The sequence below is a fragment of the Allobosea sp. BE125 genome, from assembly GCF_031456075.1.
Taxonomy (GTDB): domain Bacteria; phylum Pseudomonadota; class Alphaproteobacteria; order Rhizobiales; family Beijerinckiaceae; genus Allobosea.
On sequence record NZ_JAVDTY010000004.1, the window covers coordinates 20,343 to 39,337 of the forward strand.

20 protein-coding genes are annotated in these 18,995 nt (G+C 67.2%); 14 read left to right on the plus strand and 6 right to left on the minus strand.

Translation table 11 applies throughout. The features are described 5' to 3' along the window. Positions 1–11 precede the first annotated feature (11 nt). Entirely contained in the window at positions 12–137 is a 126-nt protein-coding gene (locus J2Y55_RS10880) for a hypothetical protein (protein WP_310152123.1), read from the plus strand. A 3-nt stretch (positions 138–140) separates the two neighbouring features. Here the strand turns inward: J2Y55_RS10880 and J2Y55_RS10885 are convergent, their stop codons facing one another. The 3 genes from J2Y55_RS10885 to J2Y55_RS10895 all read right to left on the minus strand — a co-directional run bounded on the left by J2Y55_RS10885 (position 141) and on the right by J2Y55_RS10895 (position 2,005). After that, positions 141–539 carry an SRPBCC family protein gene (locus J2Y55_RS10885; RefSeq protein WP_310152125.1) on the minus strand — a complete coding sequence of 133 codons (399 nt, stop codon included), beginning with the start codon at positions 537–539 and terminating at the stop codon, positions 141–143. Positions 540–623: 84 nt separating this feature from the next. Beyond that, positions 624–1,748, minus strand: coding sequence for an Mrp/NBP35 family ATP-binding protein (locus J2Y55_RS10890; RefSeq protein WP_310152128.1), 1,125 nt, complete (start codon positions 1,746–1,748; stop codon positions 624–626). Between the two features lie 26 nt (positions 1,749–1,774). Beyond that, positions 1,775–2,005, minus strand: a complete 231-nt coding sequence (locus tag J2Y55_RS10895) for a sulfurtransferase TusA family protein (protein WP_092169792.1) — start codon at positions 2,003–2,005, stop codon at positions 1,775–1,777. 103 nt (positions 2,006–2,108) lie between these two features. Here J2Y55_RS10895 and J2Y55_RS10900 point away from each other — a divergent pair, with 103 nt between their 5' ends. Beyond that, on the plus strand, positions 2,109–3,383 hold the full coding sequence (locus tag J2Y55_RS10900; protein ID WP_310152137.1) for a c-type cytochrome: 1,275 nt from the start codon (positions 2,109–2,111) through the stop codon (positions 3,381–3,383). A gap of 32 nt (positions 3,384–3,415) precedes the next feature. On the opposite strand, the gene J2Y55_RS10905 is transcribed toward J2Y55_RS10900, so the two are convergent. Beyond that, the gene (locus tag J2Y55_RS10905; RefSeq protein ID WP_310152140.1) at positions 3,416–5,455 is read right to left on the minus strand and encodes a 4Fe-4S binding protein; all 2,040 of its coding nucleotides are present in this window, start codon (positions 5,453–5,455) and stop codon (positions 3,416–3,418) included. Between the two features lie 317 nt (positions 5,456–5,772). Here J2Y55_RS10905 and J2Y55_RS10910 point away from each other — a divergent pair, with 317 nt between their 5' ends. The 12 genes from J2Y55_RS10910 to J2Y55_RS10965 all read left to right on the plus strand — a co-directional run bounded on the left by J2Y55_RS10910 (position 5,773) and on the right by J2Y55_RS10965 (position 17,173). Next, positions 5,773–6,516, plus strand: a complete 744-nt coding sequence (locus J2Y55_RS10910) for a biotin/lipoate--protein ligase family protein (RefSeq protein WP_310152142.1) — start codon at positions 5,773–5,775, stop codon at positions 6,514–6,516. Continuing rightward, on the plus strand, positions 6,513–7,085 hold the full coding sequence (locus J2Y55_RS10915; protein WP_310152146.1) for a DUF6505 family protein: 573 nt from the start codon (positions 6,513–6,515) through the stop codon (positions 7,083–7,085). The genes J2Y55_RS10910 and J2Y55_RS10915 overlap by 4 nt, the downstream gene beginning before the upstream one ends. Beyond that, positions 7,082–8,092, plus strand: a complete 1,011-nt coding sequence (locus J2Y55_RS10920; protein ID WP_310152149.1) for a DUF6352 family protein — start codon at positions 7,082–7,084, stop codon at positions 8,090–8,092. Before J2Y55_RS10915 ends, J2Y55_RS10920 begins: the two co-directional genes overlap by 4 nt. 10 nt (positions 8,093–8,102) lie before the next feature. Beyond that, positions 8,103–8,621, plus strand: coding sequence for a DUF3305 domain-containing protein (locus tag J2Y55_RS10925; RefSeq protein ID WP_310152152.1), 519 nt, complete (start codon positions 8,103–8,105; stop codon positions 8,619–8,621). Next, the gene (locus J2Y55_RS10930; protein WP_310152153.1) at positions 8,618–9,370 is read left to right on the plus strand and encodes a DUF3306 domain-containing protein; all 753 of its coding nucleotides are present in this window, start codon (positions 8,618–8,620) and stop codon (positions 9,368–9,370) included. Before J2Y55_RS10925 ends, J2Y55_RS10930 begins: the two co-directional genes overlap by 4 nt. A gap of 111 nt (positions 9,371–9,481) precedes the next feature. Then, the gene (locus tag J2Y55_RS10935; protein ID WP_310152156.1) at positions 9,482–10,291 is read left to right on the plus strand and encodes a Cro/CI family transcriptional regulator; all 810 of its coding nucleotides are present in this window, start codon (positions 9,482–9,484) and stop codon (positions 10,289–10,291) included. Beyond that, complete coding sequence (locus tag J2Y55_RS10940) at positions 10,288–10,530, plus strand: formate dehydrogenase (protein WP_404978884.1); 243 nt, start codon at positions 10,288–10,290, stop codon at positions 10,528–10,530. Before J2Y55_RS10935 ends, J2Y55_RS10940 begins: the two co-directional genes overlap by 4 nt. Positions 10,531–10,542: 12 nt before the next feature. Beyond that, positions 10,543–13,524: a formate dehydrogenase subunit alpha gene (locus J2Y55_RS10945; RefSeq protein ID WP_310152159.1), complete on the plus strand. Its 2,982-nt coding sequence runs from the start codon at positions 10,543–10,545 to the stop codon at positions 13,522–13,524. A 14-nt stretch (positions 13,525–13,538) separates the two neighbouring features. Then, on the plus strand, positions 13,539–14,135 hold the full coding sequence (fdh3B, locus tag J2Y55_RS10950) for a formate dehydrogenase FDH3 subunit beta (protein WP_069690071.1): 597 nt from the start codon (positions 13,539–13,541) through the stop codon (positions 14,133–14,135). An 88-nt stretch (positions 14,136–14,223) separates the two neighbouring features. Beyond that, on the plus strand, positions 14,224–15,231 hold the full coding sequence (locus J2Y55_RS10955; protein WP_310152165.1) for a formate dehydrogenase subunit gamma: 1,008 nt from the start codon (positions 14,224–14,226) through the stop codon (positions 15,229–15,231). A 135-nt stretch (positions 15,232–15,366) separates the two neighbouring features. Next, the gene (mobB, locus tag J2Y55_RS10960) at positions 15,367–15,912 is read left to right on the plus strand and encodes a molybdopterin-guanine dinucleotide biosynthesis protein B (RefSeq protein WP_310152167.1); all 546 of its coding nucleotides are present in this window, start codon (positions 15,367–15,369) and stop codon (positions 15,910–15,912) included. Between the two features lie 7 nt (positions 15,913–15,919). Next, positions 15,920–17,173, plus strand: a complete 1,254-nt coding sequence (locus J2Y55_RS10965) for a molybdopterin molybdotransferase MoeA (protein ID WP_310152170.1) — start codon at positions 15,920–15,922, stop codon at positions 17,171–17,173. A gap of 10 nt (positions 17,174–17,183) precedes the next feature. On the opposite strand, the gene J2Y55_RS10970 is transcribed toward J2Y55_RS10965, so the two are convergent. Together J2Y55_RS10970 and J2Y55_RS10975 are read right to left on the minus strand one after the other, a co-directional pair. Next, the gene (locus J2Y55_RS10970; RefSeq protein ID WP_310152173.1) at positions 17,184–17,957 is read right to left on the minus strand and encodes a TIGR02186 family protein; all 774 of its coding nucleotides are present in this window, start codon (positions 17,955–17,957) and stop codon (positions 17,184–17,186) included. Further along, entirely contained in the window at positions 17,954–18,883 is a 930-nt protein-coding gene (locus tag J2Y55_RS10975) for a sulfite exporter TauE/SafE family protein (RefSeq protein WP_310152176.1), read from the minus strand. The genes J2Y55_RS10970 and J2Y55_RS10975 overlap by 4 nt, the downstream gene beginning before the upstream one ends. Between the last annotated feature and the right edge of the window lie 112 nt (positions 18,884–18,995).

An 18,995-nucleotide genomic window follows, 5' to 3' on the forward strand; every position in this document is an offset into this window, starting at 1 on the left:
GGGGGAAGATCGTGAAATCATTCGTCGCCGCCGTCATCTTCGCCGTGGTCGCCGCTTTCGGGGCTAGCCTCGTACTGAACGACTTCTTCCAGAAGCCGGTGGAAACAGCCTATTCGACCGGCAGCGTCAGGCTCTAGGCTCTAACCCTCCAGCAGCGCCTTCAACGCCGCCAGGTCGCGGGCGACCATGCCGGCGTCGCGCGCCATTTCGTCGTCTGACATGTCGCGCTGGAACAGCGTGAACACGACCTCGCTGCCGTCGCCATTGGCCATGACGCGCATCGGATTGTGCATGGTCTTGCCATTGTCGGGAATGACGGCGTGGTCGAGCACGCCGTAGCGGTTGGGCTCGCTGAACAGGATTCGCATCCGGCCCATCGGCGTCTCGGCGACCCAGGTCATGCCCTCGACATGGCTGAAACTATGCCCGAGCCCCTCGGCCCATTTCGGAAAGTTCAGCGGTTCGGCCAGGAAGGCATAGACCTCGTCCGCCGGACGATCGATGCCGATCCCGATATGGCGCGCATGGCTCACGGACATGGGCCGCTCCTTCGGTTCATAAAGAACAAAAGAAGAACATACTGGCGACCATGTCAAGAGGCGCTCTGATTCCGGGACGCGCACTCACTCGATGACGATGCGGGGCGCTGCCCTGACCGCGCCGCTCAAGCCCGCCTGCACCTGCCGCGCGATGGCGAGATAGGCCTTCGCATGGGCGCTGTCGGGGTCGCTGGCGACGATCGGGCGACCACCATCGGAGGTCTCGCGGATCGACATGGCGAGCGGCACCTCGCCGAGGAAGGGCACGCCGAGGCGCTCCGCTTCGTGCCGCGCCCCGCCATGGGCGAAGATGTCGGAGCGGTGGCCGCATTCCGGGCAGATGAAATAGCTCATATTCTCGACCACGCCGAGGATCGGCACCTCGACCTTGCGGAACATCGCGACGCCGCGGCGCGCATCGAGCAGCGCCAGATCCTGCGGCGTCGAGACGATGACGGCACCCGCCAGCGGCGTCTGCTGCGCCATGGTGAGCTGCGCGTCGCCGGTGCCCGGCGGCATGTCGACGACGAGCACGTCGAGCTCGCCCCAGGCGACCTCGCGCAGCATCTGGGTGATGGCCGAGATCACCATCGGCCCGCGCCAGATCATCGGCGTTTCCTCGTCGATCAGGAAACCGATCGACATGATCTTAAGGCCATAGGCCTCCATTGGCGCGAGCGTCCGGCCCGAGATCAGCTTCGGCTTGCCGGTGATGCCGAAGATTTTCGGCACGGACGGGCCGTAGATGTCGGCGTCGAGCACGCCGACCTTGAGGCCGAGCACGCTGAGCGCAACGGCGAGATTGGCGGTGGTGGTGGATTTGCCGACGCCGCCCTTGCCGCTGGCGACCGCGATGATTTGCTTCACGCCGGGAACGCCGGCGGCCTTGGGAGGCGGCCCGCCTGGACCGGGCGCGGGGCGATGCGCCTGGCTGCGCGCCTGGGCCGCGGCCGAGGCAGGCGCCTTGTCGGCGGTGAGGCCGACCAGCACCTGCGTCACGCCGGGCAGGCCGGAGACGGCGCTTTCCGCCTGTTTGCGCACCGGCTCCATCGCATCGGCCTCGGTCGCGTCGATGCCGATCGCGAAGATCACCTTGCCGCCGTCGATCAGGATGTTGTTGACGCGGCCGGACGCCGCGAGCGATTGCCCGCTCGCCGGCAGCTTCACCAGTTCGAGCGCGCGCAGGATGTCGGCTTGGGTCAGGGCCAATTCGGCAACTCCAATCGGGCGCGGCGTCAGGCCGCCGCCTTGCGGATATGAAAGACGAGGAGGTCACCCTCGCTCGCGCTGCGTTCGATCGCGTCGCCGGTCTCGCGCATCAGATTGGGAATGTCGATCGCCGCCATCGGGTCGGTGCATTCGACCACGAAGAGCGCGCCGGCTTCAGCCCCCTTCAGCGCCTTGCGCACCCTGAGCGCGGGCAGGGGGCATTTCAGGCCGCGCAGATTGAGCGGGATCGGGGTCATGGAACCTGGAACTCGGCGAAAGGGCTGCGCTTCATATGATGGCTGATCGGGCTGGGGCAACTGCGCGCCTTGCCAATCCGCTTCGCCGTTACATGATAACGGCATGCGCTTCATCGGTCTCGCCTGCCTCGGTCTCGCAATGCTTGCCGCGCCCGCCCCCGCCCAGGAGCTGCGTGGCCATGGCGGGCCGGTGCGCGCGGTTGCGGTCTCGACTGACGGGCAGTTCGCGCTGACGGGCTCCTTCGACCAGTCGGCGATCCTCTGGCGATTGAGCACGGGCAGCGCCGAAAAGGTGCTGCGCTTCCACCAGGGCGCGGTCAATGCGGCTGCGACCGTGAACGGCCTCAGTTTCGCCACCGGCGGGGAGGATGGCCGCATCGCGCTCTGGCAAGGCGAGGCGAACGCGCCTGCGCGGGTGATCGAAGGGCATAAGGGGCCGGTTTCGGCGCTGGCGGTCTCGCCGGAGGGCGGGAGCATCGCCTCCGCCTCCTGGGACGAGACGCTGCGCGTGACCTCGCTCGCGGATGGCTCCGCGCGCGTGCTGGAAGGGCATAAGGGGCCGGTGAATGGCGTCGCCTTCGCGCCCGGCGGGGTCGTCGTCAGCTCCGGCTACGACGCGACCTTGCGGATCTGGCCGGCGGGCGACGGACCGGCCAGGATCGTCACGCTGCCGGTGCCGCTGAACGGCGTCGTGGTCGCGCCCGATGGCGAGATCGCGGTCGCCGCCGCCGATGGCAGGCTCAGGCTGTTCGGCCCCGAGGGCGAGGCCCGCGCCGAGATCGAGATCGGGCAGACGCCGTTGATCGCGCTGGCGCTCTCAGCCGATGGCGCGATGATCGCGGCCGGTGGCCTGCGCGGGCAGGTCGCGCTGATCGACCGCAAGACGCGCACGATCCGGGCGACGCTGCTCGGGCCCGGCTTACCCGTTTGGTCGTTGACCTTCCTGCCCGGTGGCAAGGAATTGCTCTCGGGCGGCGCGGACCGGCTGGTCCGGCGCTGGAACGCGGTCACTGGCGAGCACATCGGTACTGTCGTTCCGCGCGCCGGCGAGGATGTGCTGGCGGCCTTCCAGGGCGAGCGCGGCGCGCAGGTCTTTCGCGCCTGCGCCGCCTGCCACACCCTCACCCCGGCGGATGGCAACCGGGCGGGGCCGACCCTGCATGGCCTCTTCGGACGCAGGATCGCAACCGCGCCGGGCTACGCCTATTCCGACGCCTTCAAGACGATGGACATCGTCTGGAGCAAGGAGACGGTGGCGAAGCTCTTCGAGCTCGGGCCGAATGCCTACACGCCGGGAACCAAGATGCCGGAGCAGACGATCGGTTCGGCCGAGGACCGGCAGGCTCTGGTGGAGTGGCTGGAGAAGGTGACGCGGTGATTCCCCTCCCCACAAGGGAGAGGGAGAAAGCTCTACTGCAACGGATCCTCGCCCCGCTCGGCCCGTTCGCGCAGATAATCGTCCGTGGTGCGCACGGGCGGGCGTTGCGGCGAGAGATGCGGGTCGAAGCTCTCATTGACCACGACCTCGACGCGGCAATCCTCGCACATCCTGATCACCGAGATGCGCTTGGCGGCGTCGCCCGAGAACATCCAGTGCTTGTTCTCCAGCTTGGCCGCGATCTTCTCGATCGTGCTCCTGACGCCGAAGGGTTTTGCGCAGTTGATGCAGTGGAAGGGCTCTTCCTGCTTCAGCACGCGCTTGCCGCCGGCCCAGGCGTCGAAATCGATGCGCGGCTCCAGCGTGATCACCTTTTCCGGGCAGGTCGCGGCGCAAAGGCCGCATTGCACGCAAAGGTCTTCCTGGAAGGCGAGCGTCGGGCGATCGGGATTGTCCGAGAGCGCTTGCACCGGGCAGGCGGAGACGCAAGCCAGGCAGAGCGTGCAGCCCTCGCTATCGACATGGATCGTCCCAAAAGGGGCGAGCGGCGGCATCGCCACGGCCGCGATGGGCGTCGGTGCGGCGGCATGCAGTTCCCCGATCGTCTGGCGCAGCAACGGCCGGCCATCGCCCATTGGGCGGAAGCGGGCCGGCGTCGTGCTGATGGTGCCGGGCGCGATCCGCGCCAGCTCTTGCGCCAATTGGTCAGGGTCGTCGGTCTCGATCAGCCCGGCGCGACCCTCGCCATAGCCGAGCGCGCCTGCCAGCGCGTTGGCGTAATCGAGATTGCGGGTCAGGCCGGAGAGGTCGTGCTTCGGTTTGGCGCGGCCGAGCACGCGGATGGCGGACGCCCCGAAAGCCAGCGCCGCCGCATGGGTCTCGAGCCCGATCTGCGTGATCTCGTTGACACGCAGCGGCAGCACGCGTGCCGGCAGGCCGTCACCAAAGCGGGCGAGCGCGTCGATCAGCGCCTCGCCATGCTCGCCATCATGCAGCAGCAGCACGGCCTCGCGGCCGCCGGCCTCAGTATAGGTGGTCAGCAGGGTGCGCAGGCGGCGCAGCAGCGCGTCGGTCGGCGGCAGGGCGTAGGTCACGGCGCCGGTCGGGCAGACGGCCGCGCAAGCGCCGCAGCCGGCGCAGATCTCGGCCGAGATCGCGACATGGTCGCCCGCTGGCGTGATCGCCCCGGTCGGGCAGAGCTCGAGGCAGCGCGTGCAACCGATCTTGGACGAGCGCGAATGGGCGCAAAGATCCTGGTTCAGCCGGACGTAAGCCGGCTTGTCGAATTCGCCGACGAGATGGCTGGCCTCTCCGATCAGGCGCTCGACCGCTGCCTTGTCGCGCGGGTCGGCGCGCAGATAGCCGGCGCGCAGATCGCCGGCCGGGAAGAGCGGCGCGCCGCCGGAAACATCGATGACGATGTCGCATTGCGAGTTCGCGCCATTGCGCGCTTCGCCGAAGACGAGCTTGCTCCGCGAGGAGGGGGAGGGCGCGGCGTAGTCATTGACCGTCAGATCGAAGGCGCCGAGCCAGCCGGTTGCGGCGACGACCGTGCCCTTCAGCACCGGAATGTCGGAGAGGCGCGGCGGCGTGATCTCGCCGGGCCGCGAGAGCAGGATGGTGACGTCGAGATGTTCGGCCAGCCTCTGCCCGACCGAGAGCGCGACCTCGTCATGGCCATAGACCAGCGCCACGCCCTTGCTTTCCAAGGTGGTGAAGCTCGTCGGCGGCATCGGCTCGGCGGCCGCCGCCAGCAGAGCCGCCATCTTGGGGCCGGCCGACTTCGCCTCACGCGCCCAGCCGCCGGTCTCACGGATATTGGCGAAGACGAGATCGCCGGAGTAGTCGAGGTCCGCCGCGATTTCTTCAAAAAGCGGGGCCTCCTGCGTGCAGCCGACGGTGATGGCGTCACGCTCGCCGAGCAGCTTGGTGAAGAGGTCCGTCTGCGTGCGGCAGAGATGCCGCGCCGTCCTGATCTCGCTGCCCTTGCAGCCACGCGCCAGCGCTTCGCCATCAAGCGGCATCGTGTCCTCGCAGGTGCAGACCATCAGCGTGCGTGCGGTGCCGGTCATCGCGTTCACTATCCTTGGCCGATCTGCCGGGAGCGTCTTTTCGTCTCCCTTGCGATGATCAAGGCTTATATGGAATTGGAAAGGTTCAAAAGAAACCGGCGATGAGCAATTCGTCGCGGCTTCGGAGGTTTTGAGACGCCCATGGCCACCCACAGCCCTCATCCTGAGGAGCGCCGCAGGCGCGTCTCGAAGGATGCCCCAGTTCGCGAGGACAGCGCCTGCTGGAGCATCCTTCGAGACGCAAGGCCTTGCCTTGCTCCTCAGGATGAGGGCTCGCGGGAGCTGCCGGCCTATGGCTTCGATCGCGCGAGGCCGCCATGCCGGTGAATATCCCGCGCCCTGACGATCTCAGGCGGGAGCCTGTCCTGCCGCCGGGTTTCTCGCTCGTGACCCTGCGCGAAGCCGGCGACGCCTTCGCCCATGCCCAGGCGATCGCCGCCGAGGCGGGGGCTGCGACGCTGGTCTGGGTGCGCCGCTTCGACATCGTCGAATTCGCGGTGGTGCTGGAGCCGGACGCCGTGCTCGGCGAGGCGCGACTCGCGCACTACCTCGCGATGAATGCGCTTGCCGACGCGCTTGCCGTGCATTGCCCGCCGGAGCGGCCGGTCTTGTTCCGCTGGCCTGACGCGCTGATCTACGACCATGGCCTGATCGGCGGCGGCCGGCTCGCCTGGCCGCAGGGTTGCGGCGAAGGCGATGTGCCGGATTGGCTGGTCTTCTGCGCGATGCTGCGCGCCACCACCATGGCGCCCTTTGCGCTGGGGCAGACCGGCGTCGGCATGGCAGAGGAAGGTTTCGAGGAGGTCGATGCGGTCGATCTGATCGAATCCTTCGCGCGTCATCTCATGCTCGGCGTCACGCATTGGCAAAGCGATGGGCCCAAGGCCGTGGCCCGCCGCTGGCTCGACCGGCTCGACAAGGTCGTCGGCATCCGCCACGGCATCGAGGCGAATGGCGATCTCATCGCGACCTCGCAGAGCGGCGCCGAGCGCCGGAGCCTGGTCGATGCGCTGGGCCGGGCTGACTGGCTCGACCGCGACAGCGGCGGGCCCAAGCTGTGAGCGCGCTCAAACTGCCCCGCGCGATCCGGCTCGACCCGTCGGACACGTTCGTCTTCCGCCGCGCCGCCGAGCCCGGCGAATGGCTGGTGGCCGGCTCCTTCCTGTTCGACCCGGCTGGGATCGCGGCGCTCGACGCCAAGGGGCGCACAGCCTTCCGCTCCGGCTTCCTCGGCATTGCGAGCTTCGGCTGGAGCACGTTGGCGGTGGTGACCGAGGCGACGGAGGCGGAGCGCGAGGCCGCGATCGCGCAGCTCGCCGGCCATCTCGTCGCAAAACTCGGCGCCCCCGATCTCGCCATGGCGCGCGGCGCTGCGGCCGAGGAGGTCGCCTTCGCCGCCTCGCTCTGCGACCATCCGGCGCAGACGCTGATCGCCTTGCATCGCACGCTGGAGGATGGCGAAATCCGCGAGCGTTTCCGTACGCTCACCCCGCGCGGCGAGCCGGACGGCACGGGTTTCCGCGCCTTCGAGTTTATGGAGGTCGAGGGCGAGGACGGGCCGCAGGATGAGGTCGATCTGCTGGCGCTGGGCAAGATGCCGGTATCGGGAAAGAAGACGGACGCATCATGATGCATTTCTGGGCGACCTCCGGCCATGTCCTGCTGGACCGCGCCGCCAGTGGCGGGCTCGTCGTTACCGATGATTTCCTCAAGGCCTATCTGGCGCGGCCCGAAGTGCTGCCGCCCGAGGACGCCTGCGCGGCCGAGCGCGCGCTGCATGCCAGGCTGATGGCGACGCCCCAGGCCGAGGTCTCGGCGGCCGAGATCGCAGCGATCGCAGACGAGGATGCCCGCGAGAACTGGCGCTTCCTGATCGGCTGGCGCGACCGCTTGCTCGCTGCGCCGACGCTGGAGGCGGCCTATGCGCGGATCATCCGCGAGGGCGTCGCGGGCGTGCCGCCCTTGTTCCTCGACCAGCTCGCCCATGTCATCCTCCGCGGCGCGCTCGATGAGGTCGACGATCCCTATGTGGTGCGCGCCGCTGAATGCCTGTTCCGGCCGCAGCGCGTCACCCTGCACGAGAACACGATCCTTCTGGCCGATGCCGAGATCATCGAGGGCCATGAGGCGGATCGTCACGCCTCGCCCCTGCTCGCCATGCTGGGCGGCCCCGCCGTGACCTCGCTCGATATCCTCAAAGCCGCCAATGCCGACCGCTATTGGCAGCGCTCAGACGGCTTCGACATGGTGCTCGATCTCGGCGGCTCGCCATCGGGGCGGGCGGCGCTGGCGGCGGCGCTGCGCCATTGGGTGCGTGCCCTTCACGGCTTCGATGTCGTCATCGAACCGATCGAGAGCGTCAGGGACGCCGACTGGCGCTGGTTCGTCGGGCTCGATGCGCAGGCGACCGCGATCGGCAACGCGCTCTGGCAGGGCGAGAGCATTAGTGAGGAGGCGCTGTTGCGCGTGCTGGCGCTCTATAGGATGACGCTACCACCTGATGTGCCGGTGTTGGCGGCGGCGCAGGCAAGGCCCATCTATCTCATCATGGCGATGTCGGCCGACAAGGTCCTGCGCTTGAAGCCGCAGAATCTGGTGACAGGCCTGCCCCTGTCGGCGAACGCGATGACGAATTGAGGATCGCGACATGACGCAAGCGCACATCGAGGTCGGGATCGTGGTCGAGCGGCGCGCGATCGATTCGCCCTGGGTCGACCATGCCTGGAGCCCGCTCGCCGTGCTGCCCGAGCCGCCGGCGCTGGCGCCCTGGACCGAGCTTGCCCGCGAGCCCGGCCGGCGCAGCGTCTATCTCGGCCCGGCGACGTTGACGCTGCATTCGGTCGACACGGCGCATTTCCGCGAGAACTTCCAGGCCGGCCGCGCCAAGCTCTGGGTCGCGATCCGGCCGACCGGGATCGAGCCCGAGCTGGACTTCGTCGGCGTCACCGCCGACCCGTTCGAGGGCGAAGTCTATGCCGAAAATGTCGGGGACATCGTCGAGGCGCTGCCGATGCCGGCCCTGATCGCCGAACAGGTGCTCGCCTTCTTCGAGGCGCACCATGTCGAGCGCGAATTCATCAAGCGCAAGCGCAGCGAGCATGATCCGCGCAAGGGCGGGGGCCCGCGTCCCGAGCCGGGCCTACGCCGGGGCGAGGGCGAGAGATGAGCCCGCGTGCAGGCGATCCCGACGACGAAGGCTTCCTGACGCGCTGGTCGCGGCGCAAGCGCGCCGTGGCGGAGCAAGGCGAGGCTCTCCCGCCATCGCCGGTGAGCGAAGCGCTGCCGGCTAAGGAAGCCCCGCCGGCGGAGCAAGCGTCGCCGTCGGAGATTGAGCCGCACGCCGCCGCATCCGAGCCCGACATGGTCGAGCCGCCCTCGCTCGACCTGATCGACAAGGATTTCGACGTCGCCCATTGGCTCAAGCAGAACGTGCCCGAAAGTTGGAAACTCGCGGCGATGCGGCGGGCCTGGGAGAGCGATCCGACGATTCGCGATTTCGAGAATCCGGCCCGCGACTACGCGCTCGACTGGAACACGCCGGGTGGCGCGCCGGGCTACGGCCCATTGACGGAATCGGACGATGTCGAGGCGATGGTGCGCGGCATCTTCGGTGACGCGCCGGAGCCCGGTCCGGCTCTTTTTGGACTGGATGAGGGCGCGGGCGACAGCGTGTCGCATGAACTTTCGTCTCATGACGAAAGTCGTAATCAGGACGCTGCGCTGCGAAGTGAGCTGGCTACGGCGGTCTCGCTCGGGCCTGTCAGGGTGAGCGAGGCCGGCACGAACCCGGCGGAAGAGGCCGAAACAGACCGGGTTACGCCAGATCGGGTCTATGCTGCGGTGCAAAATAATCCTGAGCCGGAGCCGCGGAACGCGCCCCGTCGCAAGCGCGGCGGCGGAGCCATTCCAATCTAAGTCCAGATTAGAATTCTTGTATTCTGTGGTGATAAGTCTTCATTATCACCACGCTTAGAAGATTCAGCGGCGGAGTAACGTCGCGTGATGATGAGAGGAACGCCGCAAAAGATGCGTGATCCGGCACTCGAGAGAGCGATCGGGGCTGCCGGTGGGGTGCGTGCATTGGCGCGCAGCCTGGGCGTGTCGCAGCCAGCGATCTCGAGCTGGAAGCGTGTTCCTGCTGACCGCGTGCTCTCCGTCGAAGCCAATACCGGCGTGCCGCGCTCCGACCTGCGACCGGATCTCTATCCCATCGAGACCGCGCTGCACCAGCCCGCTTCGATGAACGGTGGTTCGTCGCTGGCGATCGATGAGATCGACGAGGCGCGCGCCCAGGAATACCAATTAATCGGAGCGCTGCTCTGGCGGGCGCCGACGGCCGAGACGCTGGCCGTTCTGCAAGGTCTGCGGGGCGATGCCTCGCCGCTCGGCATGGCCCATTTTGCCTTGGCCGAGGCTGCCGCCGAGCTCACGCCGGAAGCGGCGCGCGACGAATTCTTCGAACTCTTCATCGGCGTCGGCCGTGGCGAGATCCTGCCCTACGCCTCCTATTACCTGACCGGTTTCCTGCATGAGCGTCCGTTGGCGCTGGTGCGCGAGGACATGGGCAAGCTCGGCATCGCCCGGGCCGAGCGCGCCGGCGAGCCGGAAGATCATATCGCCATCCTGATGGACATCATGGCGAACCTGATCCGCGGCGCCTTTGCGGGCGAGGGCGTCGATGCCGCCGCCTTTTATGCGCGCCATATCGAGCCCTGGGGCGAGCGCCTCTTCGCCGATCTGGAGGTCGCGAAGGGTTCGAAATTCTACCGGGCCGTCGGCCGTGTCGGCAGCCTGTTCCTGTCCATCGAGACGGAAGCCGGAAGGCTGCCGTCATGACGTCCGCCAGTCTGCCCGGCGCGGAGGAGACGACGATGTCGCAAAAGCCCAAAGAGACCGTGACGTCGGCCTTCGACCGCCGCAGCTTCTTCAAGGCGCTGGGCGCCGGCGCGGCGGTGGCCGCGACACCCGCCATGGTGACGCCGGCCGCTGCCGTCGATCCTGGCAAGGAAGAGACCAAGGCGCGCTACCAGGAGTCGGAGCACGTCAAGAACTACTATCGCGTCAACCGGTACTGAGGGCGCAAAGCCATGCTCATCAAGCGCAAATCGACCGATGTTCAGCGCGGCAAGCTCCGGGCCGCCATGGCGGGCCTGTCCTCGGGCGTGATGGACCGGCGCACCTTCCTGCGGCGCTCGGGCCTCGTCGCCGGCGGCGTCGCGGCCGCAAGCGCGCTCCAGATCGGCTCCGTCCGCAAGGCGGATGCGGCGGAGGGGCTGGGCCCGGCGAGCGGCACCAAGATCGTCAAGAACATCTGCACCCATTGCTCCGTCGGCTGCACCGTCAAGGCGGAGGTCGCCAACGGCGTCTGGGTCGGCCAGGAGCCGGCCTGGGAAAGCCCGATCAACCGGGGCAGCCACTGCGCCAAGGGCGCCTCGGTGCGCGAGCTGACCCATGGCGACCGCCGCATCAAATACCCGATGAAGCTGGTCGACGGGCAGTGGCAGCGCATCACCTGGGATGTCGCGATCAGCGAGATCGGCGACAAGATGATGCAGATCCGGGCCAAATCCGGCGCCGATTCCGTCTATCTGCTCGGCTCGGCCAAGTTCTCCAATGAGGGCTCCTATCTGTTCCGGAAGTTCGCCGCCTTCTGGGGCACCAACAATGTCGACCACCAGGCGCGCATCTGCCACTCCACCACGGTCGCAGGTGTCGCGAACACCTGGGGCTACGGCGCGATGACGAACTCCTACAACGACATCCGCAACTCCAAGACGATCATGTTCATGGGCTCGAATGCGGCCGAGGCCCATCCGGTCTCGATGCAGCACATCCTGAGCGGCAAGGAGATCAACCGGGCCAATGTCATCGTCTTCGACCCGCGCCTGACCCGCACCGCGGCCCACGCGACCGATTACATCCGCATCCGCTCCGGCACCGACATTGCGGTGATCTGGGGCATGATGTGGCACATCTTCAGGAATGGCTGGGAAGACAAGGACTTCCTCGCCGCGCGCGTCTACGGCATGGATGATGTCCGCAAGGAGGTCGAGAAATACGACCCCAAGACAGTCGAGGACATCACCGGCGTCCCCGAGGCGCAATTGAAGCGCGCTGCGGAAACCTTCGCCAAGGTCAAGCCGGCGACCTTCATCTGGTGCATGGGCGTGACCCAGCACTCGGTCGGTACGGCGAACGTCCGGGCGATCTGCAACCTCCTGCTCGCCACCGGCAATGTCGGCGGCATGGGCAACGGCGCCAACATCTTCCGTGGCCATTGCAACGTGCAGGGCGCGACCGATTTCGGCCTCGATATCTCGAATCTGCCTTGCTATTACGGGCTGGTCGAAGGCGCCTGGCGTCATTGGGCCCGCGTCTGGGGCGTCGATTACGATTATTTCGTCACGCGCTTCGACGAGGTGCCGGCCAAGGGCGGCCGCCCGGCCCGCACGGCCAAGGCCAATATGGAGACCTCGGGCCACACCTCGACGCGCTGGTTCGACGCCGCCAACATGCCCGCCGAGCAGGTCGACCAGAAGGACAACCTCAAGGCCATGATCGTCATGGGCCATGGCGGCAACACCATCCCGCGCATGCCCGACGCCGTGAAGGGGCTGGAAACGCTCGAATTGCTGGTCGTCGCCGACCCGCACCCGACCAATTTCATCTCGCTCGGCCAGCGCAAGAACGGCACCTATCTCCTGCCGATCGGCACGCAGTTCGAATGCTCGGGCTCGCGCACCTGCTCCAACCGCTCGGTGCAATGGGGCGAGAAGGTCGTCGATCCGATCTTCGAATCGGCCAATGACTACTGGGTCATCTACAAGCTGGCGCAGAAGCTCGGCTTCGCCGAGCCGATGTTCAAGACCCTCGAACTGGTGCAGGGCAAATACGGCCTCGAGCCTTCGGCGGAATCGATCCTGCGCGAGATCAACAAGGGCGGCTGGTCGACCGGCTATACCGGGCAGTCGCCCGAGCGCCTCAAGCTGCATATGCAGCACCAGGACAAGTTCGACCTGGTTTCGCTGCGCGGCGCCAAGGGCTCGCCTGTTGAAAACGACTTCTACGGGTTGCCCTGGCCGTGCTGGGGTACGCCGGAACTGAAGCATCCCGGCACGCATATCCTCTACAACACGGGTCTCGAGGCGAATAATGGCGGCGGTACCTTCCGCCCGCGCTTCGGCCTGACGCGCGAGCGCACCTTGCCGGACGGCAGCAAGGTCAACGACACGCTGCTGGCCGAGAACGGCTCCTACTCGCTGAATTCGGAGATCAAGGACGGCTATCCCGAATTCACCATGGGCATGCTGAAGAAGCTCGGCTGGGATCAGGATCTGACGCCGGCCGAGATCGCGACCATCACCTGGATCGGCGGTAACGCGATCGACACGGTGAACTGGGCCAACGACCTGTCAGGCGGCATCCAGCGTGTCGCGCTCAGCCATGGCTGCGTGCCCTATGGCAACGGCAAGGCCCGCGCCAATGCCTGGAACCTCCCCGATCCGGTCCCGACCCATCGCGAGCCGATCTACTCGCCGCGCGTCGATCTCGTGGCGAAATGGCCGGCGCGTCCCGACGAGCGGACTTTGCGCATCCCCAACCTCCACACGACCATGCAGAAGGCGGCGGTGGAGCGCGGCGTCGCGAAATCCTTCCCGATCGTCCTGACCTCGGGCCGGCTCGTCGAATATGAGGGCGGCGGCGAGGAGACGCGCTCGAACAAATGGCTCGCCGAATTGCAGCAGGACATGTTCGTCGAGATCAACCCGGCGGATGCGACCGAGCGCGGCATCAAGGACGGCGCCTTCGTCTGGGTTTCGGGGCCGGAGAACAACTCCAAAGCCAAGGTCAAGGCGCTGGTGACGGAGCGCGTCGGCAAGGGCGTCGCCTTCATGCCCTTCCATTTCGGCGGCTTCTACCAGGGCGTCGACCAGCGCGGGAACTACCCCAAGGGGCTGGATCCGATCGTGCTCGGCGAGTCGGTCAACACCCTCACGACCTATGGCTACGACCCGGTGACTGCCATGCATGAAGGCAAGGTCACGCTCTGCCAGATCGCCGCAGCGTGAAGAGGAACTGAACCATGGCCCGGATGAAATTCCTCTGCGACGCCGACCGCTGCATCGAATGCAACGCCTGCGTCACCGCCTGCAAGAACGAGAACGAGGTGCCCTGGGGCATCAACCGGCGCCGCGTCGTCACCATCAATGACGGCAAGCCAGGCGAGCGCTCGATCTCGATGGCCTGCATGCATTGTACGGACGCGCCTTGCATGGCGGTCTGCCCGGTCGACTGCTTCTACAACACCGCCGACGGCGTCGTGCTGCACAACAAGGACCTCTGCATCGGCTGCGGCTATTGCTTCTACGCCTGTCCGTTCGGGGCGCCGCAATATCCCAAGGTCGGCAATTTCGGTTCGCGCGGCAAGATGGACAAATGCACCTATTGCTCGGGCGGCCCGGAGGTCGATCTCTCCCCGGCCGAGTTCCAGAAATATGGCTCGAACCGCCTGGCCGAGGGCAAGCTGCCGCTCTGCGCCGAGATGTGCTCGACCAAATCGCTGCTCGCCGGCGACGGCGAGATCATCGCCCAGATCTACAAGGAGCGGGTGGTCAAGCGCGGTTATGGCTCCGGCGCCTGGGGTTGGCAGACTGCCTACAAGGAAACGATCGCCATCTAGCTCGGGGGGAGGGGCGCGTCTCGGCCGCAAGGTCGGGCGCGTTCCCCCGAGCAGGATGTCCGGTTCATCTCGCGAGAGGAATTTCGCAATGCGTCTCAGCGCTCACCTTCGTCTCCTGGTCACCGGCCTGCTGCTGACCTTCGCTGTCGCGCTGGCCGTTCCGGCTTTCGCGCAGCAGGTCAACCCGACTGCGGACTCGGTCAAGGAACAGCAGTTCCTCGACGCGCTGAAGGGCAATCCTTCGGCCGAGCTCACGGGCCGCATCACCATTCCCGACGGCAAGGCCGCGACGCTGGAGCGGCCCGCCGGGCGCGAATGGCGTGCCTTCCACCAGGGCACCATGGTCAAGGTCGGCGCCGTCGTGGTGCTCGGCACGCTGCTTCTGCTGGCGGTGTTCTACCTCGTGCGGGGCCGCATCCGGGTCGAGTCCGGCCTGTCGGGCCGCACGCTGACGCGCTTCAACGGCTTCGAGCGCTTCATGCACTGGCTGACGGCCGCCTGCTTCATCGTGCTGGCGCTGTCGGGGCTCAACGTCACCTTCGGCAAGCTGCTGCTGCTGCCATTGGTCGGGCCGCAGACCTTCACCAATATCTCGGTCGTGGCGAAATGGGCGCATAACTATCTCGCCTGGCCGTTCATGCTCGGCATCGCGCTGATGTTCGTCGTCTGGATCAAGGACAACATCCCCGGCATGGTCGATCTCCGTTGGTTCGCCGCCGGCGGCGGCATCGTCGGCAAGGGCCACCCGCCGGCCAAGCGCTTCAATGGCGGCCAGAAGATCGTGTTCTGGACGGTGGTGGTCGGCGGCACGGCGCTCTCGCTGTCTGGCCTCAACCTGCTGTTCCCGTTCTTCTCCGGCGGCGTGCTGGCCATGCAGTTCTGGAATGTGGTGCATGGCATCGTCGCCGTGCTGATGGTCGCGGCGATCCTGGCGCATATCTATATCGGCACGATCGGCATGGAGGGCGCTTTTGACGCGATGGGCTCCGGCGAGGTCGATCTCAACTGGGCCAAGGAGCACCATTCGCTCTGGGTCGCCGAGGAGATGCGGAAGGGCCATGTGCCGGGCGGCCAGACGCTGCAGCCGGCGGAGTGAGCCTGTTCTCGCCAAGTCTGTCCTGGACAGGACGGATTGCTTGACCGCGAGAGGCAATCTGAAAGATGACAGCCGGGCGCTTTCGCGCCCGGTTTTTGTTTGGAGACCGGTTTTTGTTTGGAGACATGGCCCTCGATGCGCGTGATCGGTCTGGCGGGATGGAGCGGGGCGGGCAAGACGACGCTGCTGACGCGATTGATCCCGGAACTCGGCCGCCGCGGCGTTTCGGTTTCGACGCTCAAGCACGCCCACCATGCCTTCGATCTCGACACGCCCGGCAAGGATTCCTACGCGCATCGCCAGGCCGGCGCGCGCGAGGTCCTGATCTCCTCGGAACGGCGCTGGGCCCTGATGCGCGAGTTGCGCGGCGAGCCGGAGGCGAAGCTCGGCGAATTGCTCGGGCGACTGTCGCCGGTCGATCTCGTCATCATCGAGGGCTTCAAGCGCGACCCGCACGCCAAGATCGAGATTTACCGCTTAGCCAATGGCAAGCCGCCCTTGCATCCCGAAGATTCGAGCATCCTGGCAGTGGTGAGCGACAGCGCCTTTCCCGAAGCGGGGCGCCCGGTGGTCGACCTCGACGACATCGCAGCGGTCGCCGATATCGCGCTGGCGGCGGCCGAGCCGCTCGCTGCCGTGCTGGCGCGGCGACACGGGCAAGGGCGACACGGGGAAGAGTGAGGACGTCATGGCCCAGCTCAGCAAGGATGAGGAAGCCTTCGGCGCGTTGATGAGCGTCGAGCAGGCAGCCGAGCGCGCCGGCTCCCTGGTCGCGCCATTGGCGGGAGCGCAGACTATCGCGCTCGCCGAGGCCGATGGCCGCGTTCTGGCGCAGGATGTCGTGGCGGGGCTCGACCTGCCGCCCTTCGCCAATTCGGCTGTCGATGGCTATGCCGTGCGCTTCGCCGATCTGGCCCCCGCCGGGGAGAGCCGCCTGCGTCTGCGGGGCCGGGTCGCTGCGGGAGCGGACGCGTCGGGCACCGCGACGGCGGGCGTCGCGGTGCGGGTCTTCACCGGCGCGCCGATGCCGCCGGGCGCTGATACGGTCTTCATGCAGGAGGATGTCGGGCTCGATGACGGCTTCGTCAGGCTGCCGGCCGGGCTGAAGATCGGCGCCAATGCCCGCCCGGCGGGCGAGGATATCGCGCGTGGCGAAACCGCCCTGAAGACCGGACAGCGCCTGCGGCCGCAGGATCTCGCGCTCCTGGCGGCGCTCGGGCTGATCGAAGTGAGCGTTCATCGCCGGCCGCGCGTCGCGATCTTCTCGACCGGCGACGAACTGACCGAGCCGGGCGAAGCGCTCGCGCCCGCGGCGATCTACGACGCCAATCGCAGCCTGCTGCGCGCCATGGTCGCGCGCGCCGGCGCGGAGGTCGTCGATCTCGGCATCCTGCGCGACGAGCCCGTCAGCCTGGCGCTGCGTCTCTCCGAGGCGGCTGCCTCTTGCGATCTGATCCTGACCTCGGGCGGCGTCTCGACCGGCGAGGAGGACCACGTCAAGGCGGCGGTCGAGCGCGCCGGCTCGCTGGCGTTCTGGCGCATCGGCATCAAGCCCGGCCGCCCCGTCGCGATAGGGCTCGTCGGCGCCACGCCCTTCATCGGCTTGCCCGGCAATCCGGTCGCGGTCTTCGTCACCTTCGCCTTCGTCGCGCGCCCGCTGCTCGCGCGGCTTGCGGGCGCCGATTATGTCGCGCCGACGCCGCTGCCGGTGCGGCTCGGCTTTCCCTACGCCAAGAAGGCGGGCCGGCGCGAATATGTCCGGGTCTCGCTGACGCCGGCCACCGACGGCGTCATGGTTGCGCGCAAGCACCCGCAGGACGGGGCCGGCGTCCTGACCTCATTGACCCGCACCGACGGGCTGGTCGAACTCACTGAGGATCTGACACGGATCGAGGAGGGGACGATGGCGCCCTTCTTCGCCTATGGCCTGCTGATCGGCTGAAGGCTTTCGCTCAATCCTTGCGGAAGACGACGCTGGACAGCCACCCGAAGAACAGCGCAAGCGCGACGGTCGCGAGGCCGTAGAGCAGGGAATGCTCATAGGCGCCCGTGGCCAGGCGCTGCTCTATGCCGGATTTGACCACCTCGAAATTGGTCGATTGCCGGGCCAGCGGCACGCCCCCGGCATAAAGCACGATGTCGATCTCGTAGGACCCGGTCGGCGCCGTGGCCGGCACCGGGATCGGCGCGCTGAACAGCGTGTTGGAGAGGAAGGTGACGCCGCGCGCCTCCTGGGAATAGAGCCCCTTCTCCGCGAGGATGCGGATCATGCCGTCCTTGAAGCGCGCTGTCGTCCGGCCGAAATCGAGCCCTGGATCGGGCAGGCGCTGGGCGTTTTCAATGCCTATCCGCTCGCGCCGCGCGGTCTCCTCGCTCATGATCTCGTTGAGCGGCCGGTTGCTCGCCACCGCCAGGAAGACCGAGTTGTCGGGAAAGCGCCGCTGGGTGCGGTTGATCCAGATCGGCCCGAGCCGCTCCTTTTCACGCACCAGAAGCATGCGCCGCGGGCCGCGCACGGTGACGATGATGTCGTAGGGATCGCCACGCGCGGCGGTGCGCCCGTCGCGCTCGACCAGCCCGAAGACCGTGAGCTGGTCGCCGGTGTAGTTGGAGTTGATCTGGATCTGATGGCTCGACATCGCCGCGATCAATGTCTCGGCGCGCGCCGAGGCGGCCGTGAGCGCGGCCAGTGTCGCCAGCAGCAGGATTGTAAGGGAGTGTCTCACCGTATGCCCTCCGTCACGATCACGGAGAAGGGCTCGGTCGGCGCGATGAACAATTCGATGGCGAAGCGCAGGCCGACGGAGAGGATCAGGAGCGCCAGCAACAGGCGGAAGGATTCGACATTGAGGTTGCGCGCCGCCCGCCCGCCGAACTGTGCGCCGATGACACCGCCCAGCAGCAGGAGAACCGCAAGGATCAGGTCGACCGACTGGTTGGTCAGCGCGTGCAGGATGGTCGCGCCGGTCATCGTCACCAGGATCTGGAACAGCGAAGTGCCGACGACGACGGCGGTCGGGATGCGGAAGAAATAGATCAGCGCCGGCACCAGGATGAAGCCGCCGCCGACGCCGAGCACCGCACCGATGAAGCCGATCACGATCGCCAGCAGCGCGATCGGGATCACGCTGGCGTAGAGCTGGGAGCGATAGAAGCGCATCCGCAGCGGCAGGCCCATCCACCAGGGATGTGTTCCCGCCCGCCGCCGCAACCGCGCCGGCCTGCCCGCCCGCACGCGCCACATCGCCCGCAGGGCGTCGTAGAGCATCAGCCCGCCGATGATCGTGAACAGGGTCACATAGGACAAGGTGATGACGAGCTCGAGCTGGCCGAGCCTGCGCATCAGATTGAAGAACAGCACGCCGAGCACGGTGCCCAATATGCCGCCGGCAACGAGGACGCCGCCGAGCTTGAAGTCGAGCGCGCGCCTTCGCCAATAGGTCAGGACGCCGGTGGTCGAGGAGCCGGCGACCTGCGCGGCAACGGTCGCGACCGCGACTGCGGGCGGAATGTCGAGGAAGATCAGGAGCGGCGTCAGCAGGAAGCCGCCGCCGACGCCGAACAGGCCGGAGATGAAGCCGACCGCGCCGCTGAGGCCCAGCACCATCAGGATGCTGATCGGGAGTTCGGCGATCGGAAGGTAGATCTGCACCCTTGGTCCTCGCGTCCCGGCGCGCTTTTGCTGAAGCCCGGCGCCGGATCGTCCCAGATTGCACCAATCGGGTTAGACAAATCCTTATCGTTGCGAAAAAGGGAGTTTTGTC

Excerpts from the sequence above, each read along its gene's own strand:
- J2Y55_RS10885 (WP_310152125.1), bottom strand. The coding sequence starts at position 539 with ATGTCCGTGAGCCATGCGCGCCATATCGGGATCGGCATCGATCGTCCG.
- J2Y55_RS10895 (WP_092169792.1), bottom strand. The coding sequence starts at position 2,005 with ATGACCCCGATCCCGCTCAATCTGCGCGGCCTGAAATGCCCCCTGCCC.
- J2Y55_RS10900 (WP_310152137.1), top strand. The coding sequence starts at position 2,109 with ATGCGCTTCATCGGTCTCGCCTGCCTCGGTCTCGCAATGCTTGCCGCG.
- J2Y55_RS10905 (WP_310152140.1), bottom strand. The coding sequence starts at position 5,455 with ATGACCGGCACCGCACGCACGCTGATGGTCTGCACCTGCGAGGACACG.
- J2Y55_RS10910 (WP_310152142.1), top strand. The coding sequence starts at position 5,773 with ATGCCGGTGAATATCCCGCGCCCTGACGATCTCAGGCGGGAGCCTGTC.
- J2Y55_RS10920 (WP_310152149.1), top strand. The coding sequence starts at position 7,082 with ATGATGCATTTCTGGGCGACCTCCGGCCATGTCCTGCTGGACCGCGCC.
- J2Y55_RS10925 (WP_310152152.1), top strand. The coding sequence starts at position 8,103 with ATGACGCAAGCGCACATCGAGGTCGGGATCGTGGTCGAGCGGCGCGCG.
- J2Y55_RS10930 (WP_310152153.1), top strand. The coding sequence starts at position 8,618 with ATGAGCCCGCGTGCAGGCGATCCCGACGACGAAGGCTTCCTGACGCGC.
- J2Y55_RS10935 (WP_310152156.1), top strand. The coding sequence starts at position 9,482 with ATGCGTGATCCGGCACTCGAGAGAGCGATCGGGGCTGCCGGTGGGGTG.
- J2Y55_RS10940 (WP_404978884.1), top strand. The coding sequence starts at position 10,288 with ATGACGTCCGCCAGTCTGCCCGGCGCGGAGGAGACGACGATGTCGCAA.
- J2Y55_RS10945 (WP_310152159.1), top strand. The coding sequence starts at position 10,543 with ATGCTCATCAAGCGCAAATCGACCGATGTTCAGCGCGGCAAGCTCCGG.
- fdh3B (WP_069690071.1), top strand. The coding sequence starts at position 13,539 with ATGGCCCGGATGAAATTCCTCTGCGACGCCGACCGCTGCATCGAATGC.
- J2Y55_RS10955 (WP_310152165.1), top strand. The coding sequence starts at position 14,224 with ATGCGTCTCAGCGCTCACCTTCGTCTCCTGGTCACCGGCCTGCTGCTG.
- mobB (WP_310152167.1), top strand. The coding sequence starts at position 15,367 with ATGCGCGTGATCGGTCTGGCGGGATGGAGCGGGGCGGGCAAGACGACG.
- J2Y55_RS10965 (WP_310152170.1), top strand. The coding sequence starts at position 15,920 with ATGGCCCAGCTCAGCAAGGATGAGGAAGCCTTCGGCGCGTTGATGAGC.